Below are 23,871 nucleotides of genomic sequence, written 5' to 3' on the forward strand. Positions count from 1 at the left end.
AAAGACCTTGCAGAAAAAAAGTGCAAGAGAACACGATGGTTACCCCGTCGTGACCGGCTCTCGACCTGCTCGCAACCGCACAACGAAGCCGGTTGAGCGTCGGCAGCCGACTTGTGCAAGACTCTGCAAGCTCTTGCCACAACGAACTCAAGGGAGCGCAATGAGGCAGCAACCCGCAGGGGCTCGTTCGACCGGGCGCACCCGGCGCCCGAGCGGTGTGCAAGGCGAGAGGCGACCGGTACAGTCCAGTGGCGTGACCACACGGCTTGCCGACATCGCAGCGCAGGCGGGGGTGAGCGAAGCGACCGTCAGCCGGGTCCTCAACGGGAAGCCGGGCGTCGCCGCCACCACCCGCCAATCCGTGCTCGCCGCGCTCGACGTGCTCGGCTACGAACGGCCGGTACGGCTGCGCCAGCGCAGCGAGGGCCTGGTCGGGCTGATCACGCCGGAGCTGGAGAACCCGATATTCCCTGCCCTGGCGCAGGTCATCGGGCAGGCACTGACCCGCCAGGGCTACACCCCGGTGCTCGCCACCCAGACCCCGGGCGGCTCCACCGAGGACGAGCTGACCGAGATGCTGGTGGACCGCGGTGTCGCGGGCATCATCTACGTCTCCGGGCTGCACGCCGACACCACCGCCGACATGCAGCGCTACGAGCGGCTGCGGGCGCGGGGGGTGCCGTTCGTGCTGGTGGACGGCTTCTCGCCGCAGGTGCAGGCGCCGTTCATCTCCCCCGACGACCGCGCGGCGATGACGCTCGCGGTGACCCACCTGGTCTCGCTCGGCCACACCCGGATCGGGCTGGCGCTCGGGCCCAAGCGGTTCGTGCCGGTGCAGCGCAAGATCGAGGGCTTCGTGCGGGCGATGCAGGACCAGTTGGGGCTCAGCGCCGAGGTCGTGGAGAACGAGCTGGTGCAGCACTCGCTGTACACCCTGGAGGGCGGTCAGGCGGCCGCGACGGCACTGATCGACCGGGACTGCACCGCGGTGGTCTGCGCCAGCGACATGATGGCCCTCGGCGCCATACGGGCGGCCCGCCAGCGGGGCCTGGAGGTCCCCCGGGACGTGTCCGTGGTCGGCTTCGACGACTCCCCGCTGATCGCCTTCACCGACCCGCCGCTCACCACGGTCCGCAAGCCGGTCCCGGCGATGGGGCAGGCGGCGGTGCGTACGCTGCTGGAGGAGATCGGCGGTACGCCCGCGCCGCACAGCGAGTTCGTGTTCATGCCGGAACTGGTGGTGCGCGGGTCCACGGCCTCGGCGCCGCATCTTCGGACGCCGTAGCGGGTGCGGCGCGGACCCGACCCTGGGATGATCGGGCTCCGAAGCCTTTTCTGGCAGACTTGATGCCCATGAGTGACTCGACCGTGACGCAGTGGGAAGGTCGCGACGAGGCGGCCGGTCCGCGGGCTGTCACGGGCAGGGACGGAAGAGGCGTCCTGGGCCGGCTGCGGCGGCCACGCAGGCCCCGGCTCTGGTTCGAGATCCTTCTGATCGCGGTGAGTTACTGGACGTACTCGCTGATCCGCAACGCGGTGCCGGAGCAGAAGGACGAGGCGCTGCGCAACGCGGACTGGATCTGGAGCGCCGAGCGGCTGCTGGGCATTGATGTCGAGCGATCCGTCAACCACGCCCTGAACTCGGTGACTTGGCTGATCATCGGCATGAACTACTACTACGCGACGCTGCACTTCGTCATGACGATCGGCGTCCTGGTGTGGCTGTACCGATGGCATCCGGGCCGGTACGCGGCCGCGCGGCTCGCGCTCTTCGCCACCACGGGCGGCGCGTTGGTCGGCTACTACCTGTTCCCGCTCGCCCCGCCCCGCCTGATGCGGGGCGGGTACTTCGTGGACACCGTACTGGTGCACCACACCTGGGGATCGATGGCCTCCGGGGACCTCAAGCACATGTCCAACCAGTACGCGGCGATGCCGTCCATGCACATCGGCTGGTCGCTGTGGTGCGGGCTCACGATCTTCGCGCTGGCGTCGGTGCCGTGGGTGCGGGTGCTGGGGCTGCTGTACCCGCTGGCGACGCTGGTGGTGATCGTGTCCACGGCCAACCACTTCTGGCTGGACGCGGTGGGGGGCGTGGTCTGTCTTTCGTTCGGGTTCGCGGTGGCACGGCTCTGGTACGGCGCGGTGCCCTACGCGCTGCCGCGGGTGGTGGCGGGGCGGGGCGTGCCGGAGGCGGCTCGGGCGACCGCTTCGTAGGGAGCGGGGGCGGCGCGGGGCGGCGCGGGCGTGGGGCGAGCGAGGGTTCGGCTGCGGGTGATGACGCCCGTCATGCTCCATCGCCGTGGCGTGCGGCGAGCGAGGGTTCGGCTGCGGGTGGTGACGCCCGTCACGCTCCGTCGCCGTAGAAGAGTTCTTCCATGACGGCCCGTGCCCTGCGGGTGGTACGGCCGTACGCGTCCAGCATGTCGCCGGCGTGGCCCTCGCCGTAGCCCAGGTAGCGGCCGACCGCGGCCAGCTCGCGGGGCTGGGTCGGGAAGGTGTCGCCCGCCCGGCCGCGCACCAGCATCACCGCGTTGCGGACCCGCGTCGCCAGCACCCACGCCTCGTCCAGGGTCGCCGTCTCCTCCGCGCCCAGCAGGCCCGCCTCGTGCGCGGCGGCCAGGGCCGCGCGGGTGCGGGTCGTGCGCAGGCCGGGGACCTCGTGGGCGTGTCTCAGCTGGAGCAGCTGGACGGTCCACTCCACGTCCGAGAGGCCGCCGGGACCCAGCTTGGTGTGCAGGCGGGGGTCGGCGCCGCGTGGAAGCCGTTCCGATTCCATGCGGGCCTTCAGCCGGCGGATCTCGCGCACCGCGTCATCGGTCAGGCCCCGCGCCGGGTAGCGCAGCGGCTCGATCAGCGCCACGAAGCGGCGGCCGAGATCGGCGTCGCCCGCGAACGGCTCCGCCCGCAGCAGCGCCTGGGACTCCCAGACCAGGGACCAGCGGCGGTAGTACGCCTCGTACGACTTCAGGGTGCGCACCAGCGGGCCCGACTTGCCCTCCGGGCGCAGGTCCGCGTCGATCAGCAGCGGCGGGTCGGCGCTGGGCAGCTGGAGCAGCCGGCGCATCTCGGCGACGACCTTGTTCGCGGCCGCGGCGGCCTCGTGCTCGGCCACGCCGTCCTGCGGCTCGTGCACGAACAGCACGTCCGCGTCGGAGCCGTAGCCCAGTTCGTGACCGCCGAAGCGGCCCATGCCGATGATCGCGAACTTCGTGGGCAGCGTGTCGCCCCAGCCGGCCCGCACGACCGCGCGCAGCGTGCCCGCCAGGGTGGCCGCGGTGAGGTCGGAGACCGCCCCGCCGACGAGGTCGACCAGAGCGCCCTGGTCGGCCTGCACGGGGGTGTTCTCCGTGCCGTACGAGGCGACGATGTCGGCGGCGGCGGTGCGGAAGAGTTCGCGGCGGCGGACGCCGCGGGCGGCGGTGACGCCCTGCTCGGCGTTCTCCGCGCGGCTCACCGCGGCCAGGATCTCCTGTTCGAGCGCTGTCCGGGTGCGGGCGGCGAGGCCCGTGCCCGCTCCCGCGCCGTCGCCGTCGCCGAGCAGGGCGACGGCCTCGGGGGCGCGCATCAGGAGGTCGGGGGCGAGGCGGCCCGCGGACAGGACGCGGGCCAGGTTCTCCGCGGCGGCGCCCTCGTCGCGCAGCAGGCGCAGGTACCAGGGGGTCTTGCCGAGGGCGTCGGAGACCTTGCGGAAGTTCAGCAGTCCGGCGTCCGGGTCGGCGGAGTCCGCGAACCAGCCGAGGAGGACGGGCAGGAGCGTGCGCTGGATCGCGGCCTTGCGGGTCACGCCCGAGGCCAGGGCCTCCAGGTGGCGCAGGGCCGCGGCGGGGTCCGCGTAGCCGAGGGCCACGAGGCGTTCCCGGGCGGCCTCGGGACTGAGGCGGGCCTCGCCGGGGGCGAGCTGGGCGACGGCGTCCAGGAGCGGGCGGTAGAACAGCTTCTCGTGCAGCCGCCGCACGACGGTGGAGTGCCGCTTCCACTCCCTGTTCAGCTCGGTGATCGGGTTGGCGCGCATGCCGAGGGAGCGGCCCAGGCGGCGGAGGTCCTCCTCGGCGGTGGGGACGAGGTGGGTGCGGCGCAGGCGGTAGAGCTGGATGCGGTGTTCCATCGCGCGCAGGAAGCGGTACGCCTCGTCCAGGCGGGCGGCGTCCTCGCGGCCCACGTAGCCGCCGGCGGCCAGTGCCCTGAGGGCGTCCAGGGTGGTGCCGCTGCGGAGGGTGGGGTCGGTGCGGCCGTGGACCAGCTGGAGGAGCTGGACGGCGAATTCGACGTCCCGCAGGCCGCCGGGGCCCAGTTTCAGTTCGCGGTCGACCTCGGCGGGCGGGATGTTGTCGACGACGCGTCGTCGCATCTTCTGCACGTCCGCCACGAAGTTGTCGCGGTCGGCCGCCTGCCAGACGAGGGGGTGCAGCGTGTCCAGGTAGTCCTGGCCGAGGGTCTCGTCGCCGGCTACCGGGCGGGCCTTCAGGAGGGCCTGGAACTCCCAGGTCTTCGCCCAGCGCTGGTAGTAGGCGAGGTGGGAGGAGAGGGTGCGGACGAGGGGGCCGTTGCGGCCCTCGGGGCGGAGGTTGGCGTCGACCGGCCAGATCGAGCCCTCGACGGTGGTCTCGGAGCAGATCCGCATCAGGGCGGATGCCAGCCGGGTGGCCGATTTCAGGGCCTTGGTCTCGTCGGTGCCGTTCGTCGCTTCCGCCACGAAGATCACGTCCACGTCGGAGACGTAGTTCAGTTCGTGGCCGCCGCACTTGCCCATGCCGATGACCGCGAGGCGGCAGGCCGCGGCGTCCTCGGGGGCCGCGGCCTGGGCCAGGGCCAGGGCGGCGCGGAGGGTGGCGGTGGCGAGGTCGGCGAGTTCGGCGGCGGTCTCGGCGACGTCCGTGGTGCCGCAGACGTCTCGTGCGGCGATGGAGAGGAGGCAGCGGCGGTAGGCGACGCGGAGGCCGACCGCGTCGGTGGCGCCCGAGAGGCCGCGTTCGAATTCCGTGAGGCCGGGGTGGAGGTCGTGGGGTTCGTAGGTGACCAGGGCCTGCCAGTCGGTGGGGTGGCGGGCGAGGTGGTCGGCGAGGGCGGCGGAGGCGCCGAGGACGCCCAGGAGGCGGTCGCGCAGGGGTTTGGCCGCGATGAGGGTGTCGAGGAGTTCGCGGTGGGCGGGCTGGGCGGGCTGGGCTTCCAGGAGGCGGACGAGGCCGTGCAGGGCGAGGTCGGGGTCGGCGGTGGCGCCCAGCGCTTCGAGGAGGAAGGGGTCGTCGCGGACGGGGGCGAGTTCGGGGGTGTCCAGGAGGCGCTCGGCGGCGGCGGCGTCGGTGAAGCCGTGTCGGAGAAGGCGCGTGAAAGTGCTGCTTCTGCGGCCCGGCGTCATGTTCTGGGCTCCCCTCGGGGTCACTCTGGTCCTGGAGGGAGCGTAGTCGCCTGCGGCGGGCCGCGCCGGGTCGGGTGCCTGCGGTGACGCCTCCGCGGGGGCCTGCGGCGGCCTCGCGGCGGAGGCACGCGGGGGCCTCGCGGCAGCCCCCACCGTGCCGGCAGCCTGCGGCGACCTCGCACCGGAGCCCTCGCGGCGGGGGCCTGCGGGGACCTCACGCCCAGAGCCTGCGCGCGAGGGGGCCTGCGGGGTTCCGCGCCCAGGAACCTGCGGGAGCCTCGCGGCAGCCCCCACCGTGCCGGCAGCCTGCGGCGGCCTCGCACCGGAGCCCTCGCGGCGGGGACCTGCGGGGACCTCACATCCAGAGCCTGCGCGCGCCTCGCCCCAGGGGCCTGCGGCCACCTCGCGCGGGGACCCTGCGGGGCCTCGCGCCGGGAGTCTGTGGGGGCCTCGCCCCGAGTGCCTGCGGCGGCCCGTCGGGCGCCGTCGTGGCTCGGGTGCGCCACGGGAGAGGTGGTGAGTCGCTGCCGCGGCGGGTGGTACCCGTCCTCGGTCCGGCGGACTGTTCGTTTGGAGGTGGAACGAGTTGACGCCGGCCGCTGCGGGCGGATACCACCCGCCGCGTCCCCTCCCCGCCGTCGGCGGCCGCGGGTAGCTGCGAAGGGTTCGGATCGGACCCTGCGGCGGCCCCGCTCCAGGCGGATGGGGGGTAGTGCCGCGGGTAGCTGCGGAGGGCTCGGGTCGGACGCCTGCGGCGGTCCCGCTCCGGGCGGATGGGGGGCGGTGCCGCGGCGGGTGGTAGCGGTGCTCGGGCCGGCGGACCATTGGTGTGGCGGCTGCGGGTCGCAGGGGCGGATACCGGCCATTCAGTGAATTCACCCCGGCTTCACGCGCGTGGGGGGCAGGCTTGGGTTGGCGTGTGCATGCTCATCGCCAGTTCTGTTGCCCCTCGACTCGGAGGTCGATGTGTCGCGTCGTTCCCTGTACCGCCGTGCCCTTGCCGTCCTGGCTGCCGCCGCCGCTTTCGGCGGGATCGGGATCGGCGGGTCTCCCGCGCAGGCCGCGGGCGGCGTGCCCACGCCGGATCACGTGGTCGTCGTGGTGTTCGAGAACCATGCCTACAGCCAGATCATCGGGTCCTCCAGTGCGCCGTACATCAACTCGCTGAAGTCGGGCGGGGCGTCTCTGTCGCAGTCGTACGCCATCACGCACCCGAGCCAGCCGAACTACTTCGCGCTGTTCTCCGGGTCGACACAGGGCATCACGGACGACAGCTGCTACACACCGGGGTTCTCGTCCGCGCCGAACCTGGCGTCCGAGGTGATCGCGGCCGGGCGCAGCTGGGCCAGCTACAACGAGTCGTTGCCGAGCCAGGGGTCGACGACGTGCAGCAGCGGCAAGTACGCGCGGAAGCACAACCCGTGGTTCGGGTTCAGCAATGTGCCGACGTCGAGCGCCAAGACCTTCGCACAGTTCCCGACGGACTACTCGACGCTGCCCCAGATGTCGTTCGTGATCCCGAACCTGTGCAGCGACATGCACGACTGCTCGGTGGCCACCGGTGACACCTGGCTGAAGAACAACCTGGGCGCGTACGCGAGTTGGGCCAAGACGCACAACAGCCTGCTCGTGGTCACCTTCGACGAGGACAACTCGCTGAACGGAAACCGGATTCCGACGGTGCTGTACGGGCAGCCGGTGGTGGCCGGGTCCTCCAGTTCGACCACGTACAACCACTACGACATGCTGCGCACCCTGGAGGACAGCCAGGGGCTCGGTACGCACGCGGGCAACGCCGCCTCGGGTCAGGACATCAGCGGGATCTGGGCCACCTCCTGACGCCGCCGGCCCGGCTCAGCCCCGCTGGGCCGGGAACTCGCCGACTCCGCGCAGGAGTTGGAAGAGTTCGGTCGACGAGGCGGCCACGCCGCTTCCGCCGGCCTCGGTGACCTCCGCGCGCAGGGCGACGGCGCGGGCGGTCGCGTAGACGAAGACGGGGGTCGTCTGGCCCCCCGCGCGCAGGGCTCGGATCAGGTCGAGGCCGGCGGTGCTGTTGTTGCGGAAGCGCTCCTTGCGGCTCATGTCGGAGAGGATCGCGTCGAAGGGGCGCTGAGCGCCGGCGAGGGCCTGGAGGCCCTCGTCGGTCGACTTCGCCAGGCTGACCTCGACGCCCAGGGCCCGGAGTTGGGCCACCTCGGTGAGGTTGTTCTTCGGGCGGTCGTCCACCCAGAGAATCCTGTCCAGGGTGCGGGAGTCGGCGGTCTGCGGTGCCACGGCGCTGACGGTGGCCAGTCGCCCCTGGATCTCGGCCGTGGCCCGGATCAGGCTCTCGGAGTACTCCTGGACCGTCACCTCGGCCTCGCCGACCTTGATCGTGAAGCCCCGGGAGCGGACTATCTCCTTGATCAGGGGGAAAAGGCGCCACAAGGCGACACCCGCCATGAGCGGCCAGGCCAAGCCCGTCAGGGCCCTGATCAGTTCCGTCGCGTCCTTCACGGCACTCCCCCGAGGTCGATGGGCTGCCGTGATTCTTCCAGGACTCGGCGGGGCGGGCCGACGGTTTTCGACGGCCACGAAGGAGCGGCGGCGGGCCACCGTGCCCAAGGCAGGCCGAGTGTGGCACGGGTGCGCTGCGGACCGGGTGGAGGGCGCGCCGCTCGCCTCGGCCCCGGGCTCGCCGACGGGCCCGTTCAGGCGACCGGTGAGGTGGACCGGTGGGCGGCCGGGCGGCGGTGACCCTCCGGGCCGTACCGCTCCCGCGCCCGCCCGGTGGAGGTTGAGCGGCGGGCACCGCGCGCTGGTCTCCCGCACTTCTCGTGCGACGCGCTGACCGCGATCGCCTCCCTCCCGCGCACCGATCCGGAAGGGCCCGCGCTCCTGCCCGGTGGATGCCTCCGTGACACCGGGGCCCGGCCACCTCCGCCGGAGGTATCGGACGGCGACCGCGGACCCGGTCGGCAGGCGGCAGGCGGCCATCTGCCCAGCCCCGCCCCGCGAGACCGGTGTCCGTTCACGACCCAGTGAGCCTTCCCCCGGCCACGCCCGGCAGGACGTCGGCGGCCACCTCGGCGACCGCAACGTGCCCCCGGCCACGCCCGGCAGGAAGTCCGCGACGACCCCGGCGGAACCGGCCCGGCCACCTCCGCCGGAGGCATCGGACGGCGACCGCGGACCCGGTCGGCAGGCGGCAGGCGGCAGGCGGCAGGCGGCCGTCTGCCCAGGCCCGCCCCGCGAGACCGGTGTCCGTTCACGACCCAGTGAGCCTTCCCCCGGCCACGCCCGGCAGGACGTCGGCGGCCACCTCGGCGACCACAACGTGCCCCCGGCCATGCCCGGCAGGAAGTCCGCGACGACCCCGGCGGAACCGGCCCGGCCACCTCCGCCGGAGGCGTCGGGTGCGGGGCGCGGCCGGCCGCTCGGCGGTGGCGGGCGACCGTTCGTCGCACGCCCCCGTCCGTCCGTCGCGCGACGCGCGCCGCTGATCGACAAGTCCCTTACCGGGACTCCCCGTAGGGGCACGGATGCCGCACAGTAACCGGCCAGAGCGAGACACCACGGAACGCCCTGCCGCCAAGCCGCGCTCCCGGACCGGGAGCGGCAGCCGGACGTACCCGTGCCCTCCGCCCGCGCGCGGTCTCCCGGCCCCGAGCCGTCCCGCCGCCCGCACCGCACCCCGCACCTTCTGCCGTCATCCGCGCCCCGGACGGTGCACCACCCGTGCCGAGCAGGCACCCCGATCCAAGGACCGCGCCATGACCCAGCCCCGGACGCCCGCCTTCGTAGAGCCGTCCGCCCTCGCGGAGCGGACACCGGCCTCCGGCACCGCTGCCCCGGCCGAAGACTGACCACCGAACAGGAACTGAGATGCGCATCGTTCTGATCGGCCCTCCCGGGGCCGGCAAGGGCACCCAGGCCCGTGTCCTGGCCGGCCTCCTCGCCGTCCCGGCGATCTCCAGCGGGGACCTGTTCCGCGCGGAGACCAGCCGGGGCTCCGCGCTCGGCGAGCTGGTCCGCCGGCACACGGACGCCGGTAAGCTGGTGCCCGACGAGCTGACCGCGACCCTCGTCACGCGCCGCCTGCGCGAACCCGACGCGGCGGACGGCTTCCTGCTCGACGGCTATCCCCGGACCGTGGGGCAGTCCGAACCCCTGGAGCGGGCCCTTGACGAGGACGGGACCGTGCTCGACGCGGTGATCGCCCTCGACCTGCCGGACGACGAGATCGTACGGCGGCTGACGGGCCGGCGCGTGTGCCCGGCGTGCGGCACGACCGTGCACACCGTGTTCTCCCCGCCCCGCGTCCCGGACCGCTGCGACGGGTGCGCCGGCCCCCTCGTCAGGCGCGCCGACGACACCGAGGAGACCGTGCTGCGGCGCCTCGCGGTGTACGCGGAGCAGACCGTCCCGCTGCTGCGGTGGTACACGGACCGGGAACTGCTGCGCCCCGTGGACGCGACGGGAACGGTCCCGGAGGTCTGCGACCGGATGCGCTCGGCCCTGTCCTTGGGGGCGCGGTGAACCCCTATCCCCGACCCCCCGTGCACCGCGAGCCGTACGGCACCCCGGCGACGGCGGCCCCGCCGCCCGTCGATCCGCGGGAACTGCGCCGCCTGCGCCTCTCCTTCGCCACCCCGGCCGCCGTCGGCGTCGTGGGCGGCTATCTGCTCCTCGTCCTGCTGTCCGGCTTCACACCCGGGCTGATGGCCACCGCGTTGTGGGGACGTCTCACCTTCGGACTGGCGCTCGGCCTGGCCCTGTTCGGTGCCCTGTTCCTGACCGCGTGGCGCTACCACCGGCACATGCGCACCCGCTTCGACCCGCTCGCCGACGCACTGCGCGCGCACCGCGACCGGACGGGCGCCGAAAGGAGCAAGCGATGACCGCCGCATCGGGCGCCATACCCCTCAGCCACCTCCGGCTGCCGCTGGTGCTGTTCCTCACCTTCCTCGCCGTCACCATGTTCACGGCCGTCATCAACAGCCCGCACCGCGACGAGGTCAGCGAGTTCTACCTCGGCAGCCGGAAACTGTCGCCGCTCAAGTACGGCATGGCGATGTGCGGCGACTACATCTCGGCGGCCACCCTGCTGGGCAGCACCGGCCTGGTCTGTCTGACCGGCTACGACGGCCTGCTGTACCTCGTGGGCACCGCCATCGGCTGGATCATGGTTCTCCTGCTGATCGCCGAACCCCTGCGCAACACGGGCCTGTTCACCCTCGGCGACACGGTCGCCCAGCGGATGCGGGACCGGCAGCGACCGGTCCGGCTCGCCATCGGCGTCTGCGCCCTCATCGTGTCCGTCCTCTACCTGGTGGCCCAGTTGTCGGCGAGCGTCGCGCTGCTGGCCCAGTTCACCGGGATGCCCGGGAGCACGGCGCGCACCCTGTGCGTCGCCCTCGTCGGCTTGCTCGTGGTCTTCTACGTCGCGGTCGGCGGAATGCCCGGCACCACCTTCATCCAGATCGCCAAGACCGCGCTGCTGGTGGCCGTGGTCGCGGTGGCCGTCGTCCTGGTGCTGCGGCACTTCGCCTGGAGCGGCGGCGGCCTCCTCGACGCGGCCGCCGCGAACAGCGGGCACGGGGACGCCTATCTGCGGCCCGGCCTGCGGTTCGGCGCCAGCACCACCAGCAAGCTGGACTTCCTCAGTCTCGCGCTCTCCATGGCGCTGGGCGTCGGGGGGCTCCCGCACATCGTCATGCGCCTGCTGTCCCCCGGCACCGCGCACCAGCTGCGCACATCGGTGCTGTGGACGGTCGGCCTGGTGGGCGCCGTGTGCCTGGCGGTCGGTGTCCTCGGCCTGGGCACGGCCGCGATCGTCGGCACCGACACCGTCAAGGCCGGCGACTCCACCGGCAACTCCGCGGTGCTCCTGCTCGCGCAGTCGGTGGGTGGGTCCCTGCTGGTGGCGGCGTTCTCCTGCCTCGTCTTCGCCACGATCCTCTCCGTGGCCGCCGGCGTCACACTCGCCGCGGCCTCGTCGCTGGCCCACGACGTGTACGCGTACGGTGTCCGCGGGGGCCGGGTGGAGGGCCGTCAGGAGGTGGCCGTGGCACGGGTGTCGGCCGGTGCGGTCGGCGTGGTGGGAATGCTCATCGCCCTGCTGGCCTGGGACTGGAACGCGGCCTCGCTCGCCTTCCTCGCCTTCGCCATCGCCGCCTCGTCCCTCGTGCCGACCATTTTCTACACGCTGTTCTGGCCCCGCTTCACCGCGGCCGGCGCGCTCTGGGGTCTGTACGGCGGCCTGGGCTGCTCCCTCCTGCTGGTCGTCTTCAGCCCGTTCATCTCCTCGACACCGGCGTCCGTGCTGCCCACGGCCCACTTCGCCTGGTTCCCGCTGCAGAACCCGGGCATCGTCTCCGTCCCGGTCGGGTTCCTGCTGGGCTGGCTCGGCACCGTCCTGAGCCCCAGGTCGGCCGACGTCGCCGGGTACCGCGAGTTCGAGGAGCGCTGTCTGACGGGTGCGGGCTGAGCCCGCGTCTCCGGCACGGCCCGCGGGCCGTGATCAGCTCCCAGAGGCCCGGTTCCGCCCCTGGCAACCCGGTGAGCGCGCACCTCGCGCGCACCGGGGGAACCGCGGATCCGTGATCGCCGGGGAGCGGGAGCCGGGGTCGTGGGACGCGTGGGGCCGACGGTCGGTGACCGTCGGCCCCACGGACCGCTTCGGCGGAATCCCCCGCCGACCTGCCGCTACAGCACCGGCAGGTTCTTCCTCAGCTCGAACGCCGTGACCTCCGAGCGGTACTCGTGCCACTCGGCCTGCTTGTTGCGCAGGAAGAAGGCGAAGACGTGCTCGCCCAGGGTCTCGGCGACCAGGTCGCTGCGTTCCATGAGGGTCAGGGCCTCGCCCAGGTTCTGCGGGAGGGGCTCGATGCCCATGGCGCGGCGTTCGGCGTCCGAGAGGGCCCAGACGTCGTCCTCGGCGCCCGGCGGCAGTTCGTAGCCCTCCTCGATGCCCTTCAGGCCGGCGGCGAGGAGGACGGCGTAGGCCAGGTAGGGGTTGGCGCCGGTGTCCAGGGAGCGGACCTCGACGCGGGCCGAGCCGGTCTTGCCGGGCTTGTACATCGGGACGCGGACCAGGGCGCTGCGGTTGTTGTGGCCCCAGCAGATGTACGACGGCGCCTCGCCGCCCGCGCCCGCCGTGCGCTCGGAGCCGCCCCAGATGCGCTTGTAGGAGTTGACCCACTGGTTGGTGACCGCGGAGATCTCCGCCGCGTGCCTGAGCAGGCCGGCGATGAAGGAGCGGCCCACCTTGGACAGCTGGTACTCCGCGCCCGACTCGTAGAACGCGTTGCGGTCGCCCTCGAAGAGGGAGAGGTGGGTGTGCATGCCGCTGCCCGGGTGCTCGGAGAAGGGCTTGGGCATGAAGGTGGCCTGGACGCCCTGTTCGAGGGCGACCTGCTTCATGACCTGGCGGAAGGTCATGATGTTGTCGGCCGTGGAGAGGGCGTCGGCGTAGCGCAGGTCGATCTCCTGCTGGCCCGGGGCGCCCTCGTGGTGGGAGAACTCCACCGAGATGCCCATCGATTCCAGCATCGTGATCGCCTGGCGGCGGAAGTCCATGCCGACGCTGGTCGGCGTGTGGTCGAAGTAGCCCGAGTTGTCGGCCGGCGTCGGACGGCTGCCGTCCAGCGGGCGGTCCTTCAGCAGGAAGAACTCGATCTCCGGGTGGGTGTAGAAGGTGAAACCCAGGTCGGAGGTGCGGGCCAGGGCGCGCTTGAGGACATAGCGCGGGTCGGCGAAGGACGGGGAGCCGTCCGGCATCAGGATGTCGCAGAACATCCGGGCCGTGCCGGGGGTCTCCGCACGCCACGGCAGCATCTGGAAGGTGGACGGGTCCGGCTTGGCGATCATGTCGGACTCGTACACGCGGGCGAAGCCCTCGATGGCGGAGCCGTCGAAGCCGATGCCCTCGTCGAAGGCCTGTTCCAGCTCGGCCGGGGCCACGGCGACGGACTTCAGGAAGCCCAGCACGTCCGTGAACCACAGGCGTACGAACCGGATGTCGCGCTCCTCCAAGGTACGGAGCACGAACTCCTGCTGCTTGTCCATCTTCCGATTCCCATCCTTGCTGGTCAGGAGCATCCCACCACAACAGCGTTTCATGCGTGTTGCGGACCTTGATCGCCCTGGCGTCCACGTCCTGAACGTCTCTCCTACGGCAGGTGTACTGCCCTGTCGCCCATCTTGCCTGTCGGCGGCGGCATCCGTAACGGCCGGGCCCCGCGGGGGCGTGAGGCAGAACACGTCTCTTAAATTTGCATCCTGGATGCAAATTTAAATAGCGTTCGATCAGTCGAGATCGCAAGGAGTCCGCGATGCTGTCCGAGCAGTCCGCCGCCACCGTCCGCGCCACGCTTCCCGCCGTGGGCGCGGCGATCGAACAGATCACCGAAAACTTCTACTCCAGGCTCTTCACCGCCCACCCGGAGCTGCTGCGGGATCTGTTCAACCGGGGCAACCAGGCCTCCGGCGCCCAGAAGTCGGCCCTCGCGGGCTCCATCGCTGCGTTCGCCGGCTACCTCGTCGAGCACCCGGACGAGCGCCCGGACGTGATGCTGAGCCGCATCGCCCACAAGCACGCCTCCCTGGGCGTCGTGCCGGAGCAGTACCCGATCGTCCACGAGCACCTCTTCGCCGCCATCGCCGAGATCCTCGGCGAGGCCGTCACGCCCGAGGTCGCCGCCGCCTGGACCGAGGTCTACTGGCTGATGGCCAACGCCCTCATCGCCATCGAGAAGCGGCTGTACGAGGAGAGCGGCAGCCAGGAGTTCCGGGACTGGGAGGTCGTGGGGCGGGACGAGGAGACCGCCGATGTCGTCTCCTTCCGGGTGCGGCCCGTCGACGGGTCCCCCGTGCGCGGCTTCCGGGCCGGCCAGTACGTCTCCGTGGGGGTGAGGCTCGCCGACGGCGCGCGGCAGATACGGCAGTACAGCCTGTCCGGAGGGCTCGGGGAGGACGTGCGGCAGTTCAGCGTCAAGCGGGTGCAGGGCGGTACGACGCCGGACGGCGAGGTGTCCAACCACCTGCACGCGAACGTGCGGGTCGGTGACGTCCTCCAGCTGTCGGAGCCGTACGGCGACCTGGTGCTCGACGACGTCGCCGGGCGGCCGCTGCTGCTCGCCTCCGCGGGCATCGGCGTGACCCCGATGGTCGCCATGCTGGCCTCGCTCGCGGCCGACGGGCACGACGCGCCCGTCACCGTCGTGCACGGCGACCGCTCCCCCGCGGACCACGCCCTGCGCACCGACCACCAGGCGTACGCGGCCAAGCTCACGGACGCGGCCGTCCACTTCTTCTACGAGCGGGACGCCGAGCCCGGCAGCCGCACCGGCCTGGTCGACCTCTCCGGGATCGACGTCGCGCCCGGTACGCGGGCCTACCTCTGCGGGCCGCTGCCGTTCATGCGCGCCGTGCGCGGTCAGCTGATCGAGAAGGGTGTGGCGCCGGCCGACATCCACTACGAGGTCTTCGGGCCGGACCTGTGGATCGCCGGCTGACACCGAGGAGCCGAGGAGCCGAGGAGCCGAGAAGATGCGGAGGGCCGCCCGCCGGGATGCCGGTGGGCGGCCCTCCGCGTGGTTCAGGACAGGGGGTCTCCGCGCGGTTCAGGACAGGGGGGTCTCCGCGGCGCCGGGCGGGCGCAGGGAGATCCCCAGCAGGACCGGTCCGGTGGGGTCCGTGACGATCTGGTCCAGGGTGATCGGGTCCAGGGTCGCGTAGAAGGCCTCCTGGGCCCGGCGCAGGGCGCCGCGCAGGCGGCAGTCCGAGCGCAGGGGGCAGGGGGTGGCACCCTCGCACTCCACGACCTCGTCGTCGCCCTCGAAGGTGCGGACGACCGCGCCGACGGACGCCGTGCGGCCGCGTTCGGTGAGCGCCAGGCCGCCGCCGCGACCGCGGCGGGCGTCGACCAGGCCGAGGTGCTGGAGTTCTGCGACGACCTTCGCGGCATGCGTGTAGGGCACGTCCATGTCCGCCGCGACCTTGCGGGTCGCGGGCGTGTCGTCGGTGGATACGGCGAGGCGCATCAGAATGCGCAGGGCGAGGTCGGTGGAACGCAGCAGCCGCATGGAAGCGAGCGTAAATAATACGCATCCCGGGTGCAAATTCAACTCTTTTGCCGTGCTCACTCTACGGCACTGCCCCACTCCGCCATTACGATCAGCGGGCCCCACCCCTCTGTCCGCCCCTCTCCCCCCAGAAGGACATCGCCTCATGGGTTCCGCCAACAACAGCAACAGCGCGGCGCGCAAGGCGCGCATCGAGGAGATGCGGCGCGCCGAGCGTTCGCGCGAGCGCCGGAACCGGGCGCTCGTCGTCGCCGCGTCCGTGGTGGTCGTCGCCGGGCTCGTCGTGGGCGGTGTCGTCCTCGTGGACTCCCGGTCCGACAAGAAGGACACGACGGCGAGCGGCGACAACGGCAAGCACCCCGGCGACGCCACCGACAAGAGCTCCGGAGACTCGGGGCACTTCACCACCGGGAAGGACGGCGTGCGCACCTGGAGCGGCACGCTGTCGCGGACGCACGTGACGACCAGGGTGACGTACCCGATGCACCCGCCGGTCGGCGGCAACCACAACCCGGTCTGGGCCGACTGCAACGGCGACGTCTACAACCAGCAGTTGCACGACGAGAACGCGGTGCACTCGCTGGAGCACGGCGCGGTGTGGGTGACGTACACCGCCAAGGCGGCCAAGGCCGATGTCGAGGCGCTCGCGGCGAAGGTGAAGAAGACGCCGTACTCGCTGATGAGCCCGTACGAGAACCAGGCCGCGCCGCTGATGCTGTCGGCCTGGGGCCGCCAGGTGACCGTCAAGAGCGCGACCGACCCCGAAGTGAACAAGTTCTTCGCGGACTTCGTGCAGGGCCCGCAGACGCCCGAGCCGGGCGCGTCCTGCACCGGTGGAGTGATGAAGTGAGCCCGCGCGCCATCGGCTGGGCGGCGGGGGCCGCGGCGGCGGCGCTCGTCGCGGCCGGCGCCGTCACGTACGCGGTCGCCGACTCCGGCTCCGGTGACGGCAAGGCGGCGCCGAGCACGCCGAGCGCCGACTCGGCGGACGCGGGCTTCGCGCGGGACATGGCCGTGCACCACCAGCAGGCCGTCGAGATGTCGTACATCGTCCGCGACCGCACGAAGAACGAGGACGTACGGCGGCTCGCCTACGACATCGCGCAGACGCAGGCCAACCAGCGCGGGATGCTGCTGGGTTGGCTGGATCTGTGGGAGCTGCCGAAGGTGTCGGCGGACCCGCCGATGACCTGGATGGGCATGGGCGGCATGGTCACGGCCAAGGACGGCTCGCTGATGCCCGGCATGGCCACCGACACGCAGATGAGGAAGCTCGGGACGCTGAACGGGAAGCAGGCCGAGATCTTCTACCTCCAGCTGATGACGAACCATCACAAGGGCGGCATCCACATGGCGGAGGGCTGCGTGGCCAAGTGCACGGTCGGCGTGGAGAAACGGCTGGCCCAGGGCATGGTCGACGCCCAGCAGTCGGAACTCCAGGTGATGGCCGGAATGCTCAAGGAGCGCGGAGCCGGACCGCTTTCCTGACCAGGGAACAAGTCGCTTCGTAATACAGCTGTAAGGAAAAAACGCCCAAACCCCCCTAGTAGACGGTTACTTGAGCTTCTCTTGACCAATCCGTTTACCTGGCATGAACGGTTCATCGGTCAGAGTTGCCCCCATCGTGTGATCCATTCGCCGGCCGTCACCACCGCCGCGGGCCGGCGCACGATCCGCGATGCACCTACCTACTACGTGCATGCGCATCGCATCGCAGGGGGTTCTATGAGATCCAACCGCGCCAAGACGCGCGCCGTGAGCATGGCAGCCGCGCTGCCCATGATCGCCGGCGCGCTGGCGCTGGGCATACCGGCGGCCCATGCCGCGGACAGCCCCGCCCGTAACGCTCTGATGGGCACCAAGCCGCTGTGGGCCACGGCCAAGGCGGACAAGGGCGCCACCGACAACCGCGCCCAGGTCAAGGCCCGGGTCTACCTGGCCGGCCGGAACGCGGCGAGCCTCGCGGCCTACGCGAAGGCCGTGGCCGACCCCAGCTCGCCCCTGTACGGCAAGTACCTCAGCGCCAAGCAGGCCCAGGCCCGCTTCGGTGCCACCAAGGCCCAGGTTGCCGCCGTCAAGGCGTGGCTGACGTCGGCCGGCCTGAAGGTCACCGCGGTCACCCCGCACTACGTCGCCGTCTCCGGTGACGTGGCCTCCGCGGAGAGGGCGTTCGGCACCCAGCTGCACAACTTCGCCAAGGGTTCGAAGACCTACCGCGCCCCGGCGCGGGCGGCCTCCGTCCCGGCCGGCCTCAAGGGCACCGTGCTGACCGTCACCGGTCTGGACAGCGCCCCGCACAAGGCGAACCACGACGACCAGCTGCCGCCCCCGGACGCCGTGTTCAAGAACGCCGGTCCGTTCTCGTCGTACTACGGCTCCAACATCGCCACCACGATGCCGGACGTCTACGGCCAGAAGGCCCCGTACGCCGTCAAGGGCTACACCGGCAAGCAGCTGCGCGCGGCCTACGGCGCCGGCGACTACACCGGCAAGGGCGTCCGCGTCGCCATCACCGACGCCTACGCCTCGCCGACCATCGCCTACGACGCCGGCACGTACGCGCTGAAGAACGGCGACAAGGCGTGGAAGACCGGTCAGCTCCACCAGGTGCTGCCGAAGAACTACACCAAGACCGCCGAGTGCGGCGCCGCCGGCTGGTACGGCGAGGAGACCCTCGACGTCGAGGCCGTGCACGCGGTCGCGCCGGACGCCGACGTCACCTACGTCGGTGCGGCGTCCTGCTACGACGACGACCTGCTCGACTCGCTGAGCAAGGTGGTCGACAACCACCTGGCCGACATCGTCTCCAACTCGTGGGGCGACATCGAGGCCAACCAGACGCCGGACCTCGCGGCCGCCTACGACCAGGTCTTCCAGCTGGGCGCGGTGCAGGGCATCGGCTTCTACTTCTCCTCCGGTGACAACGGCGACGAGGTCGCGAACACCGGCACCAAGCAGGTCGACACCCCGGCCAACTCCGCCTGGGTGACCGCCGTCGGCGGCACCTCCCTCGCGGTCGGCAAGGGCGACAAGTACCTGTGGGAGACCGGCTGGGGCACCGAGAAGGCGACCCTGTCGGCCGACGGCAAGAGCTGGGTCAACTTCCCCGGCGCCTTCACCTCGGGCGCGGGCGGCGGCACCAGCAGCACGGTCGCCGAGCCGTACTACCAGAAGGGCGTCGTCCCGGACTCGCTCGCCAAGGCGAACAACGCCTCCGGCAACCGCGTCGTCCCGGACATCGCGGCCATCGCCGACCCGAACACCGGCTTCCTGGTGGGCCAGACCCAGACCTTCCCCGACGGGTCGCAGCAGTACAGCGAGTACCGCATCGGCGGCACCTCGCTGGCCGCGCCGACCATCGCGGCGGTCCAGGCCCTCGCCCAGGAGGCGCGCGGCGGCAAGGCGATCGGTTTCGCCAACCCGGCGATCTACGCCAAGTACGGCAAGAAGGGCGTCTTCCACGACGTCACGGACAACCCCACGGGCCAGGGCCTGGGCGTCGTCCGCGTCGACTACGCCAACGGCCTGGACGACACCGCCGGTCTGCGCTACTCCGTCCGCAGCCTGGGCAAGGACAGCTCGCTGTCCGCGACCGAGGGCTACGACGACGTGACGGGCGTCGGCTCCCCGGCCGCCGGCTACGTCGTGTCGTACGCGAAGCACTGAACGGTGCCGCCTAGCTGAACCGAGCTGGGCGCAAGGGGGCGCGGGTTCCGTCCGGAACCCGCGCCCCTTTCGTGTCGCCGTCGGCCGGGCCGGCGATTCGCGCGGTCTCAGCGGCTGCCCACGTCGTCGCCCTCGCAGGCGGGTCGGTCGACTTCCGCGGTGGGGCTCGGCGTCGTATCGGGCACCCGTCCTGACGGACCGCGCCATGGGCACGTGCCTCCGGCTCCCGTCGCGACCGGGCGGCGCTCCGGCAGAAGTCGGTGGGCACGGAGGTTGATTGACGGTCCGTCAGTCCACGCTCACGGGCCCGCCGCCCAGGCAGCGGAACCCGGCGGCGGTCGGCCGTGCCGTCGCTGCCGCCGCTCCGGCGCTCGCGGGGCCGCCCGACTGCGACTTGTCTGATCAAGACTGCTCAGATTCGGCGAACTTGTCTGGTCAAGTTTGACCTTCATTCTTCCCGTCGACAGCAGCAGCCTGTACTTATGTCCCGTCCATGACATCTCATGGGCGCCACCCTCATGACGGGACGAGGTACACCATGCGTATGCGCCGGAGCGCCCTGGGCGGGACGCTCGCCCTGCTCGGCACCCTGATCGTCGCCACCCCGGCCCCCGCGCAGGCGGCGGTGAGCAGTGGAAACCTGATCGTCAACGGCGACGCGGAGGCCGGCGGCTTCTGCACCGACGACTGGAGCGCGGCCACCACGGTGCCCGGCTGGACCGTCCAGTCCGGCGGCATCGACGTGATGTGCCAGTCGGTCGCGTCCTTCGGTCATCCGAGCGACGGCGGCACGCCCGGCAAGGCATTCTTCGCGCCGGGCAACTTCGGGGACGGCTCGATGAGTCAGACCGTCGACGTCTCCTCCGCGGCCTCCGCGATCGACGGCGGCGGTGTGCACTACGACCTGTCCGGCTGGCTCGGCGGCTGGACCGTCTACGGCGGCTACGTCGCCGCGAGCCTGCACTTCCAGGACGCGAACGGGAACCCCGTCGGCGCGACCGCCAAGCTGCCGACGGTCTCCGCCGGCGACCGCGGCCTGCTGACCGAGTTCCTCGCGCGCAGCGCCACCGGCTCGGTGCCGGTCGGCACCCGGCGCATCCAGGTCGAGGTGCAGTTCCTGGACACCTCCAACGAGACCGGCTACCTGGACAACCTGTCGCTGACCCTGGACACGCCGGTCGCCGCTCCGGCGCCGCCGGCTCCGCCGGTCTCGAAGGTGCCGGGCTACGACCACGTGTTCACCGTGATGATGGAGAACACGGACTACTCCCAGATCATGAACGACCCGGCGGACACGCCGTTCATCCACAGCCTGATGGCCAAGGGCGCGACGATGACGGACGCCCACGCGGTCTACCACCCGAGCGACGAGAACTACCTGGCCATCGCGGGCGGCGACACCTACGCCCGGGGCGCCACCTACTGGCCGAACATCAACTCCCCCGAGCGCAACCTCGGTGACACCATCGAGGCCGCCGGCAAGACCTGGAAGGCCTACGAGCAGGGCATGGGCACCCCCTGCAACGCCACCAAGGGCGGCGCCGACAGCTACTACGAGCCCGACGACGCACCGTTCATCAACTACACCGACATCAGCGGCGACGCGGCCCGCTGCGCGGCGCACCTGTTCGACACCTCGCAGCTGACCACCGACCTGAAGTCGGCCGCGACCACACCGGACTTCTCCTGGATCGCCGCGGACGACTACTACGACGGCGAGTCCTCCGGCAACGGCAACGCCACCAGCCTGAAGACGCAGGACGGCTGGCTACAGCAGACGCTCGCGCCGATCATGTCCTCCCCCGCCTGGACCCAGCAGCGCTCGCTGATCCTGCTCACCTGGGACGAGAGCGCGAGCGAGGGCTACGACCACGTCGCCACCATCGCGGTCGGCTCGCAGGGCACCGTGCCGGCCGGCACCACCAGTCCCGGCCACTACGACCACTACGGCATCGCCCGCACGATCGAGGACACCCTCGGCCTGCCGGGCCTGACCGCGAACGACACCTACGCGACCCCGCTGAACGACGCGTTCGCGCCCGCCACGGCGACCTCCCCGACGCTGACCGGTGACCTCAAGGCGGTGAGCAACGGCGGCAACGTGACCTTCCGCTACGCGCTGCCGTCCACGGCGCAGGTCAGCGCGAAGAACTGGATCGGGATCTACCCCGCGGGGGTGAAGCCGGGTGCGCGGTCCTCGCTCACCTGGGCCTACGCCCCGAACCAGAGCGGCGCGGCCACCTTCTCCACCGGCAAGCTGAACGGTGCGGGCGGCTACGACGTCTACTACCTGGCCGACGACGGCTACGGCGTGCTGGCCGGACCCTTCCGCCTGACCGTCGGCTGACTCCTTCGCGCGCATCCGCCGCACGGACGTCCGGTCCGCCCCGTGACGCGTCACGTCGCCGAGGTGTCCCGGCCCTGGATCCGCGCGGCGATGCCGTGCAACTCGGCGAGCACCGTCCGGACGGCCTTCCGGGCGGTGCGCTCGGGCCGGTGGAGCACGTCGATGTGGCGTCGGGCGTGCACTCCGCTCAAGGGCCTGAGGACGACGCCGGGGTGCGCACGGGTGGTCCAGCGGGGCATCAGGGCGAGGCCGCCGCCGGCGGCCACGACCTCGGCGACCACCGTGAACTCGTTGATCCGGTGGACGATGTCGAGCCGGCGGTCGGCGAAGGCGGCGAGGGCCTCGATGGTGGCCATCAGCGGGAAGCCGTCGTGCACCGTGATCCACGGCTGGTCCGCCACGTCCCGGGGGGAGAGCAACGGCTTGGCGGCCAGCGGGTGGCCGGCCGGCAGGGCCACGTCGAGGGGCTCGCGCAGCAGTGTGGCCGAGGTCACGGTGCGCGGCCACGGCGGAGCGTGGTCGAGGCGGTGGGCGAGCACCAGGTCGTAGTCGCGGGTGAGGGCGGGGAAGCGGTCCTGGGCGACGTCTTCGTCGGCGAGCGCCGGCCTGGGGTGTTGCGGGGCGGCGAGGCCGCGCAGCAGGGGCGGGAAGAACGCCGAGGCGGCACTGTGGAACGCGGCCACCGACACGACGCCGCCGGGTCGTTCGGCGAAGTCGGTGACGGCGTGCCGGGCCCGCGCCATGGCGGACTCCACCTCGACGGCCGCCGCGGCCAGGGCGTGCCCGGCGTCGGTCAGCACCACCCGGCGGCCTGCGCGCTCGGTGAGCGGGACCGGGATCGAGCGCTGGAGCAGCCGGAGTTGCTGCGAGATCGCGGACGGCGTCACGTGCAGGGCCTCGGCGACGGCGCTGACGCTGCCCAGGTCTCCGAGTTCACGCAGGATCCGCAGCTGCCGTTCGTCCACCCCTCCAGTGTAGAGCTGCTACACCTTCATTGTAGAAGTTGGTTGTGGCCTTCAATGACCTGGTGGTGCAGCGTGGGGGGCATGAACGTTGCCCGCCGTACCGATGCGGTACTTCTGCTGGTCGCGCTGGTCTGGGGTTCCAGCTATCTCGCGGCCAAGACGGCCACCGCCGCGCTCCCGGTGACCGTGGTGCTGTTCGCGCGGTACGCGATCTCCGCGCTCGCCTGCGGGGCCCTGGTCGCCGCCCGCCGCCGGGGCCGCTCCTGGACCCGGGCCGAGGTCCGCGTCGGGTCGCTGCTGGGCGTCACCCAGGCGGCCGTGCTCGTGCTGGAGACCTATGGCGTCGCGCACACCAGTGCCGCGAACGCCGGGCTGATCATCAGCCTCACCATCGTGCTGACGCCGCTGCTCGACCGCGTCGGCAGCCGCCGGCTGCCCCCGTCGTTCTTCCTCGCCGCCGGTCTCTGCGTGATCGCCGTCGGGCTGCTCACCGCCGGCACCGGGCTGCACACGCCACGGCTCGGGGACGCGCTGATGCTGGCCGCCGCCGTCGTCCGGGCCGGTCACGTCGCGCTCGTCGGGCGCCTCACGGCAGGTCGCCGCATGCACCCGATGCGCCTGACGACCGTCCAGACCGCCGTCGGCTCGGCGCTGTTCCTGCCGGCCGCCGCCCCGCACCTGACCGACCTGGCCCACAGCGGTGCCGTCACCTGGGCCCAGCTGGTCTACCTCGCCCTGTTCTGCAGCGTGTTCGCCTTCATCGCCCAGACCTGGGCGGTCCAGGGCACCTCCGCCAGCCGGGCCAGCCTTCTCCTGGGGACCGAGCCGATCTGGGCCGTCGCCGTCGGGATCGGCCTCGGCGGCGAACGGTTCACCCTCTGGGCCACCCTGGGCGCCGTGCTCATGGTGGCGGGCACCTACTGGGGTCAGACCATCGAGCGCGCCCACCGCACCGTCACGGCGAAGACCGCGGAAGAGCCTTCGCTCGCCGCCACGGCCTGAGCGTGGCGCCGGACGGCCCCGGAGGGCGACGGCGGGAAGGAGACCGGGGACCCCACCACCAACATGCTGACACTCGCGTCGGGAAGATGCCCTATGATCCTGACACGAGTGTCGGCAAAGCATGTCGGCGCTTCCTCCTACCCGTGGAGTGATCGACAGATGTTTACGGTGATGAACCGGATTTCGGTCCCGGCGCCCGCCGAGGCGTTCGAGGAGCAGTTCACGGCGAGCATGCGCGAGCACCTGGCCGGTGTGGACGGCCTCCTGGGGGCCCGCCTGCTGCGCCCGCAGAGCGAGGGCGGCGCGTACGTGGCGGTGATGGACTTCGTCTCCCGGGACGCGTTCACCGCCTGGATGCGGTCGCCGTCCTTCCGCGCGGCGCACCAGTCCTCCTCCCCGGACATGGCCAGTGAGGTCGAGTCCTTCGAGACCGTCGTCGCCGTCGGCGCCTGAGCGGACGGGTAC

General features: G+C 71.9%; 18 protein-coding genes. 13 read left to right on the forward strand and 5 right to left on the reverse strand.

Annotated features, from left to right (window positions below; translation table 11 throughout):
* Positions 1–253: 253 nt before the first annotated feature.
* Both QSK45_RS06535 and QSK45_RS06540 read left to right on the forward strand, forming a co-directional pair.
* Positions 254–1,285, forward strand: a complete 1,032-nt coding sequence (locus QSK45_RS06535; protein WP_285554153.1) for a LacI family DNA-binding transcriptional regulator — start codon at positions 254–256, stop codon at positions 1,283–1,285.
* 68 nt (positions 1,286–1,353) lie between these two features.
* Positions 1,354–2,217: a phosphatase PAP2 family protein gene (locus tag QSK45_RS06540; RefSeq protein ID WP_285554154.1), complete on the forward strand. Its 864-nt coding sequence runs from the start codon at positions 1,354–1,356 to the stop codon at positions 2,215–2,217.
* Positions 2,218–2,347: 130 nt separating this feature from the next.
* Here the strand turns inward: QSK45_RS06540 and QSK45_RS06545 are convergent, their stop codons facing one another.
* Entirely contained in the window at positions 2,348–5,359 is a 3,012-nt protein-coding gene (locus QSK45_RS06545; RefSeq protein WP_285554156.1) for a bifunctional [glutamine synthetase] adenylyltransferase/[glutamine synthetase]-adenylyl-L-tyrosine phosphorylase, read from the reverse strand.
* A 966-nt stretch (positions 5,360–6,325) separates the two neighbouring features.
* On the opposite strand from QSK45_RS06545, the gene QSK45_RS06550 reads away from it, so the two are divergent.
* Complete coding sequence (locus tag QSK45_RS06550) at positions 6,326–7,198, forward strand: alkaline phosphatase family protein (protein ID WP_285554158.1); 873 nt, start codon at positions 6,326–6,328, stop codon at positions 7,196–7,198.
* A 15-nt stretch (positions 7,199–7,213) separates the two neighbouring features.
* Here the strand turns inward: QSK45_RS06550 and QSK45_RS06555 are convergent, their stop codons facing one another.
* Positions 7,214–7,855, reverse strand: a complete 642-nt coding sequence (locus tag QSK45_RS06555; RefSeq protein WP_285554160.1) for a response regulator — start codon at positions 7,853–7,855, stop codon at positions 7,214–7,216.
* A gap of 1,368 nt (positions 7,856–9,223) precedes the next feature.
* On the opposite strand from QSK45_RS06555, the gene QSK45_RS06560 reads away from it, so the two are divergent.
* From QSK45_RS06560 to QSK45_RS06570, 3 genes are read left to right on the forward strand one after another with little or no spacing between them, the layout of a single operon-like run.
* Positions 9,224–9,877, forward strand: coding sequence for an adenylate kinase (locus QSK45_RS06560; protein WP_285554162.1), 654 nt, complete (start codon positions 9,224–9,226; stop codon positions 9,875–9,877).
* Between the two features lie 20 nt (positions 9,878–9,897).
* On the forward strand, positions 9,898–10,239 hold the full coding sequence (locus QSK45_RS06565; protein ID WP_285554163.1) for a DUF485 domain-containing protein: 342 nt from the start codon (positions 9,898–9,900) through the stop codon (positions 10,237–10,239).
* The gene (locus tag QSK45_RS06570; RefSeq protein WP_285554165.1) at positions 10,236–11,828 is read left to right on the forward strand and encodes a solute symporter family protein; all 1,593 of its coding nucleotides are present in this window, start codon (positions 10,236–10,238) and stop codon (positions 11,826–11,828) included. Before QSK45_RS06565 ends, QSK45_RS06570 begins: the two co-directional genes overlap by 4 nt.
* Positions 11,829–12,046: 218 nt before the next feature.
* Here QSK45_RS06570 and QSK45_RS06575 read toward each other — a convergent pair whose 3' ends face one another.
* Complete coding sequence (locus QSK45_RS06575) at positions 12,047–13,408, reverse strand: glutamine synthetase family protein (RefSeq protein ID WP_285554167.1); 1,362 nt, start codon at positions 13,406–13,408, stop codon at positions 12,047–12,049.
* 266 nt (positions 13,409–13,674) lie between these two features.
* On the opposite strand from QSK45_RS06575, the gene QSK45_RS06580 reads away from it, so the two are divergent.
* A complete protein-coding gene (locus QSK45_RS06580) occupies positions 13,675–14,856 on the forward strand; it encodes a globin domain-containing protein (RefSeq protein ID WP_285554169.1) in 1,182 nt (393 codons plus the stop codon).
* Positions 14,857–14,964: 108 nt separating this feature from the next.
* Here QSK45_RS06580 and QSK45_RS06585 read toward each other — a convergent pair whose 3' ends face one another.
* Positions 14,965–15,426 (reverse strand): RrF2 family transcriptional regulator, encoded by a 462-nt coding sequence (locus tag QSK45_RS06585; RefSeq protein ID WP_285554171.1) that lies wholly within the window; start codon positions 15,424–15,426, stop codon positions 14,965–14,967.
* Between the two features lie 145 nt (positions 15,427–15,571).
* Here QSK45_RS06585 and QSK45_RS06590 point away from each other — a divergent pair, with 145 nt between their 5' ends.
* The 4 genes from QSK45_RS06590 (at position 15,572) to QSK45_RS06605 (ending at position 21,439) form a co-directional block, all read left to right on the forward strand.
* Positions 15,572–16,276: a thioredoxin-like domain-containing protein gene (locus QSK45_RS06590; protein ID WP_285554173.1), complete on the forward strand. Its 705-nt coding sequence runs from the start codon at positions 15,572–15,574 to the stop codon at positions 16,274–16,276.
* Complete coding sequence (locus QSK45_RS06595) at positions 16,273–16,914, forward strand: DUF305 domain-containing protein (RefSeq protein WP_285554175.1); 642 nt, start codon at positions 16,273–16,275, stop codon at positions 16,912–16,914. Before QSK45_RS06590 ends, QSK45_RS06595 begins: the two co-directional genes overlap by 4 nt.
* 237 nt (positions 16,915–17,151) lie before the next feature.
* Positions 17,152–19,092, forward strand: coding sequence for a S53 family peptidase (locus QSK45_RS06600; RefSeq protein ID WP_285554177.1), 1,941 nt, complete (start codon positions 17,152–17,154; stop codon positions 19,090–19,092).
* Positions 19,093–19,630: 538 nt separating this feature from the next.
* The gene (locus tag QSK45_RS06605) at positions 19,631–21,439 is read left to right on the forward strand and encodes an alkaline phosphatase family protein (protein WP_285554179.1); all 1,809 of its coding nucleotides are present in this window, start codon (positions 19,631–19,633) and stop codon (positions 21,437–21,439) included.
* Between the two features lie 50 nt (positions 21,440–21,489).
* Here the strand turns inward: QSK45_RS06605 and QSK45_RS06610 are convergent, their stop codons facing one another.
* Complete coding sequence (locus tag QSK45_RS06610; RefSeq protein ID WP_285554180.1) at positions 21,490–22,404, reverse strand: LysR family transcriptional regulator; 915 nt, start codon at positions 22,402–22,404, stop codon at positions 21,490–21,492.
* 81 nt (positions 22,405–22,485) lie between these two features.
* Between QSK45_RS06610 and QSK45_RS06615 the strand changes: the two genes are divergently transcribed.
* Together QSK45_RS06615 and QSK45_RS06620 are read left to right on the forward strand one after the other, a co-directional pair.
* Complete coding sequence (locus tag QSK45_RS06615) at positions 22,486–23,406, forward strand: DMT family transporter (protein WP_285554182.1); 921 nt, start codon at positions 22,486–22,488, stop codon at positions 23,404–23,406.
* A gap of 171 nt (positions 23,407–23,577) precedes the next feature.
* Positions 23,578–23,859 (forward strand): antibiotic biosynthesis monooxygenase family protein, encoded by a 282-nt coding sequence (locus tag QSK45_RS06620; protein WP_285554183.1) that lies wholly within the window; start codon positions 23,578–23,580, stop codon positions 23,857–23,859.
* Positions 23,860–23,871: the final 12 nt, after the last annotated feature.

Source organism: Streptomyces hygroscopicus subsp. hygroscopicus, assembly GCF_030269125.1.
Lineage (GTDB): Bacteria > Actinomycetota > Actinomycetes > Streptomycetales > Streptomycetaceae > Streptomyces > Streptomyces hygroscopicus_C.

Bases quoted from the DNA above. Each gene is read 5' to 3' on its own strand.
- QSK45_RS06540 (WP_285554154.1), top strand. From the start codon at position 1,354: ATGAGTGACTCGACCGTGACGCAGTGGGAAGGTCGCGACGAGGCGGCC.
- QSK45_RS06570 (WP_285554165.1), top strand. From the start codon at position 10,236: ATGACCGCCGCATCGGGCGCCATACCCCTCAGCCACCTCCGGCTGCCG.
- QSK45_RS06615 (WP_285554182.1), top strand. From the start codon at position 22,486: ATGAACGTTGCCCGCCGTACCGATGCGGTACTTCTGCTGGTCGCGCTG.
- QSK45_RS06580 (WP_285554169.1), top strand. From the start codon at position 13,675: ATGCTGTCCGAGCAGTCCGCCGCCACCGTCCGCGCCACGCTTCCCGCC.
- QSK45_RS06605 (WP_285554179.1), top strand. From the start codon at position 19,631: ATGCGTATGCGCCGGAGCGCCCTGGGCGGGACGCTCGCCCTGCTCGGC.
- QSK45_RS06585 (WP_285554171.1), bottom strand. From the start codon at position 15,426: ATGCGGCTGCTGCGTTCCACCGACCTCGCCCTGCGCATTCTGATGCGC.
- QSK45_RS06575 (WP_285554167.1), bottom strand. From the start codon at position 13,408: ATGGACAAGCAGCAGGAGTTCGTGCTCCGTACCTTGGAGGAGCGCGAC.
- QSK45_RS06545 (WP_285554156.1), bottom strand. From the start codon at position 5,359: ATGACGCCGGGCCGCAGAAGCAGCACTTTCACGCGCCTTCTCCGACAC.
- QSK45_RS06600 (WP_285554177.1), top strand. From the start codon at position 17,152: ATGAGATCCAACCGCGCCAAGACGCGCGCCGTGAGCATGGCAGCCGCG.
- QSK45_RS06620 (WP_285554183.1), top strand. From the start codon at position 23,578: ATGAACCGGATTTCGGTCCCGGCGCCCGCCGAGGCGTTCGAGGAGCAG.
- QSK45_RS06560 (WP_285554162.1), top strand. From the start codon at position 9,224: ATGCGCATCGTTCTGATCGGCCCTCCCGGGGCCGGCAAGGGCACCCAG.
- QSK45_RS06590 (WP_285554173.1), top strand. From the start codon at position 15,572: ATGGGTTCCGCCAACAACAGCAACAGCGCGGCGCGCAAGGCGCGCATC.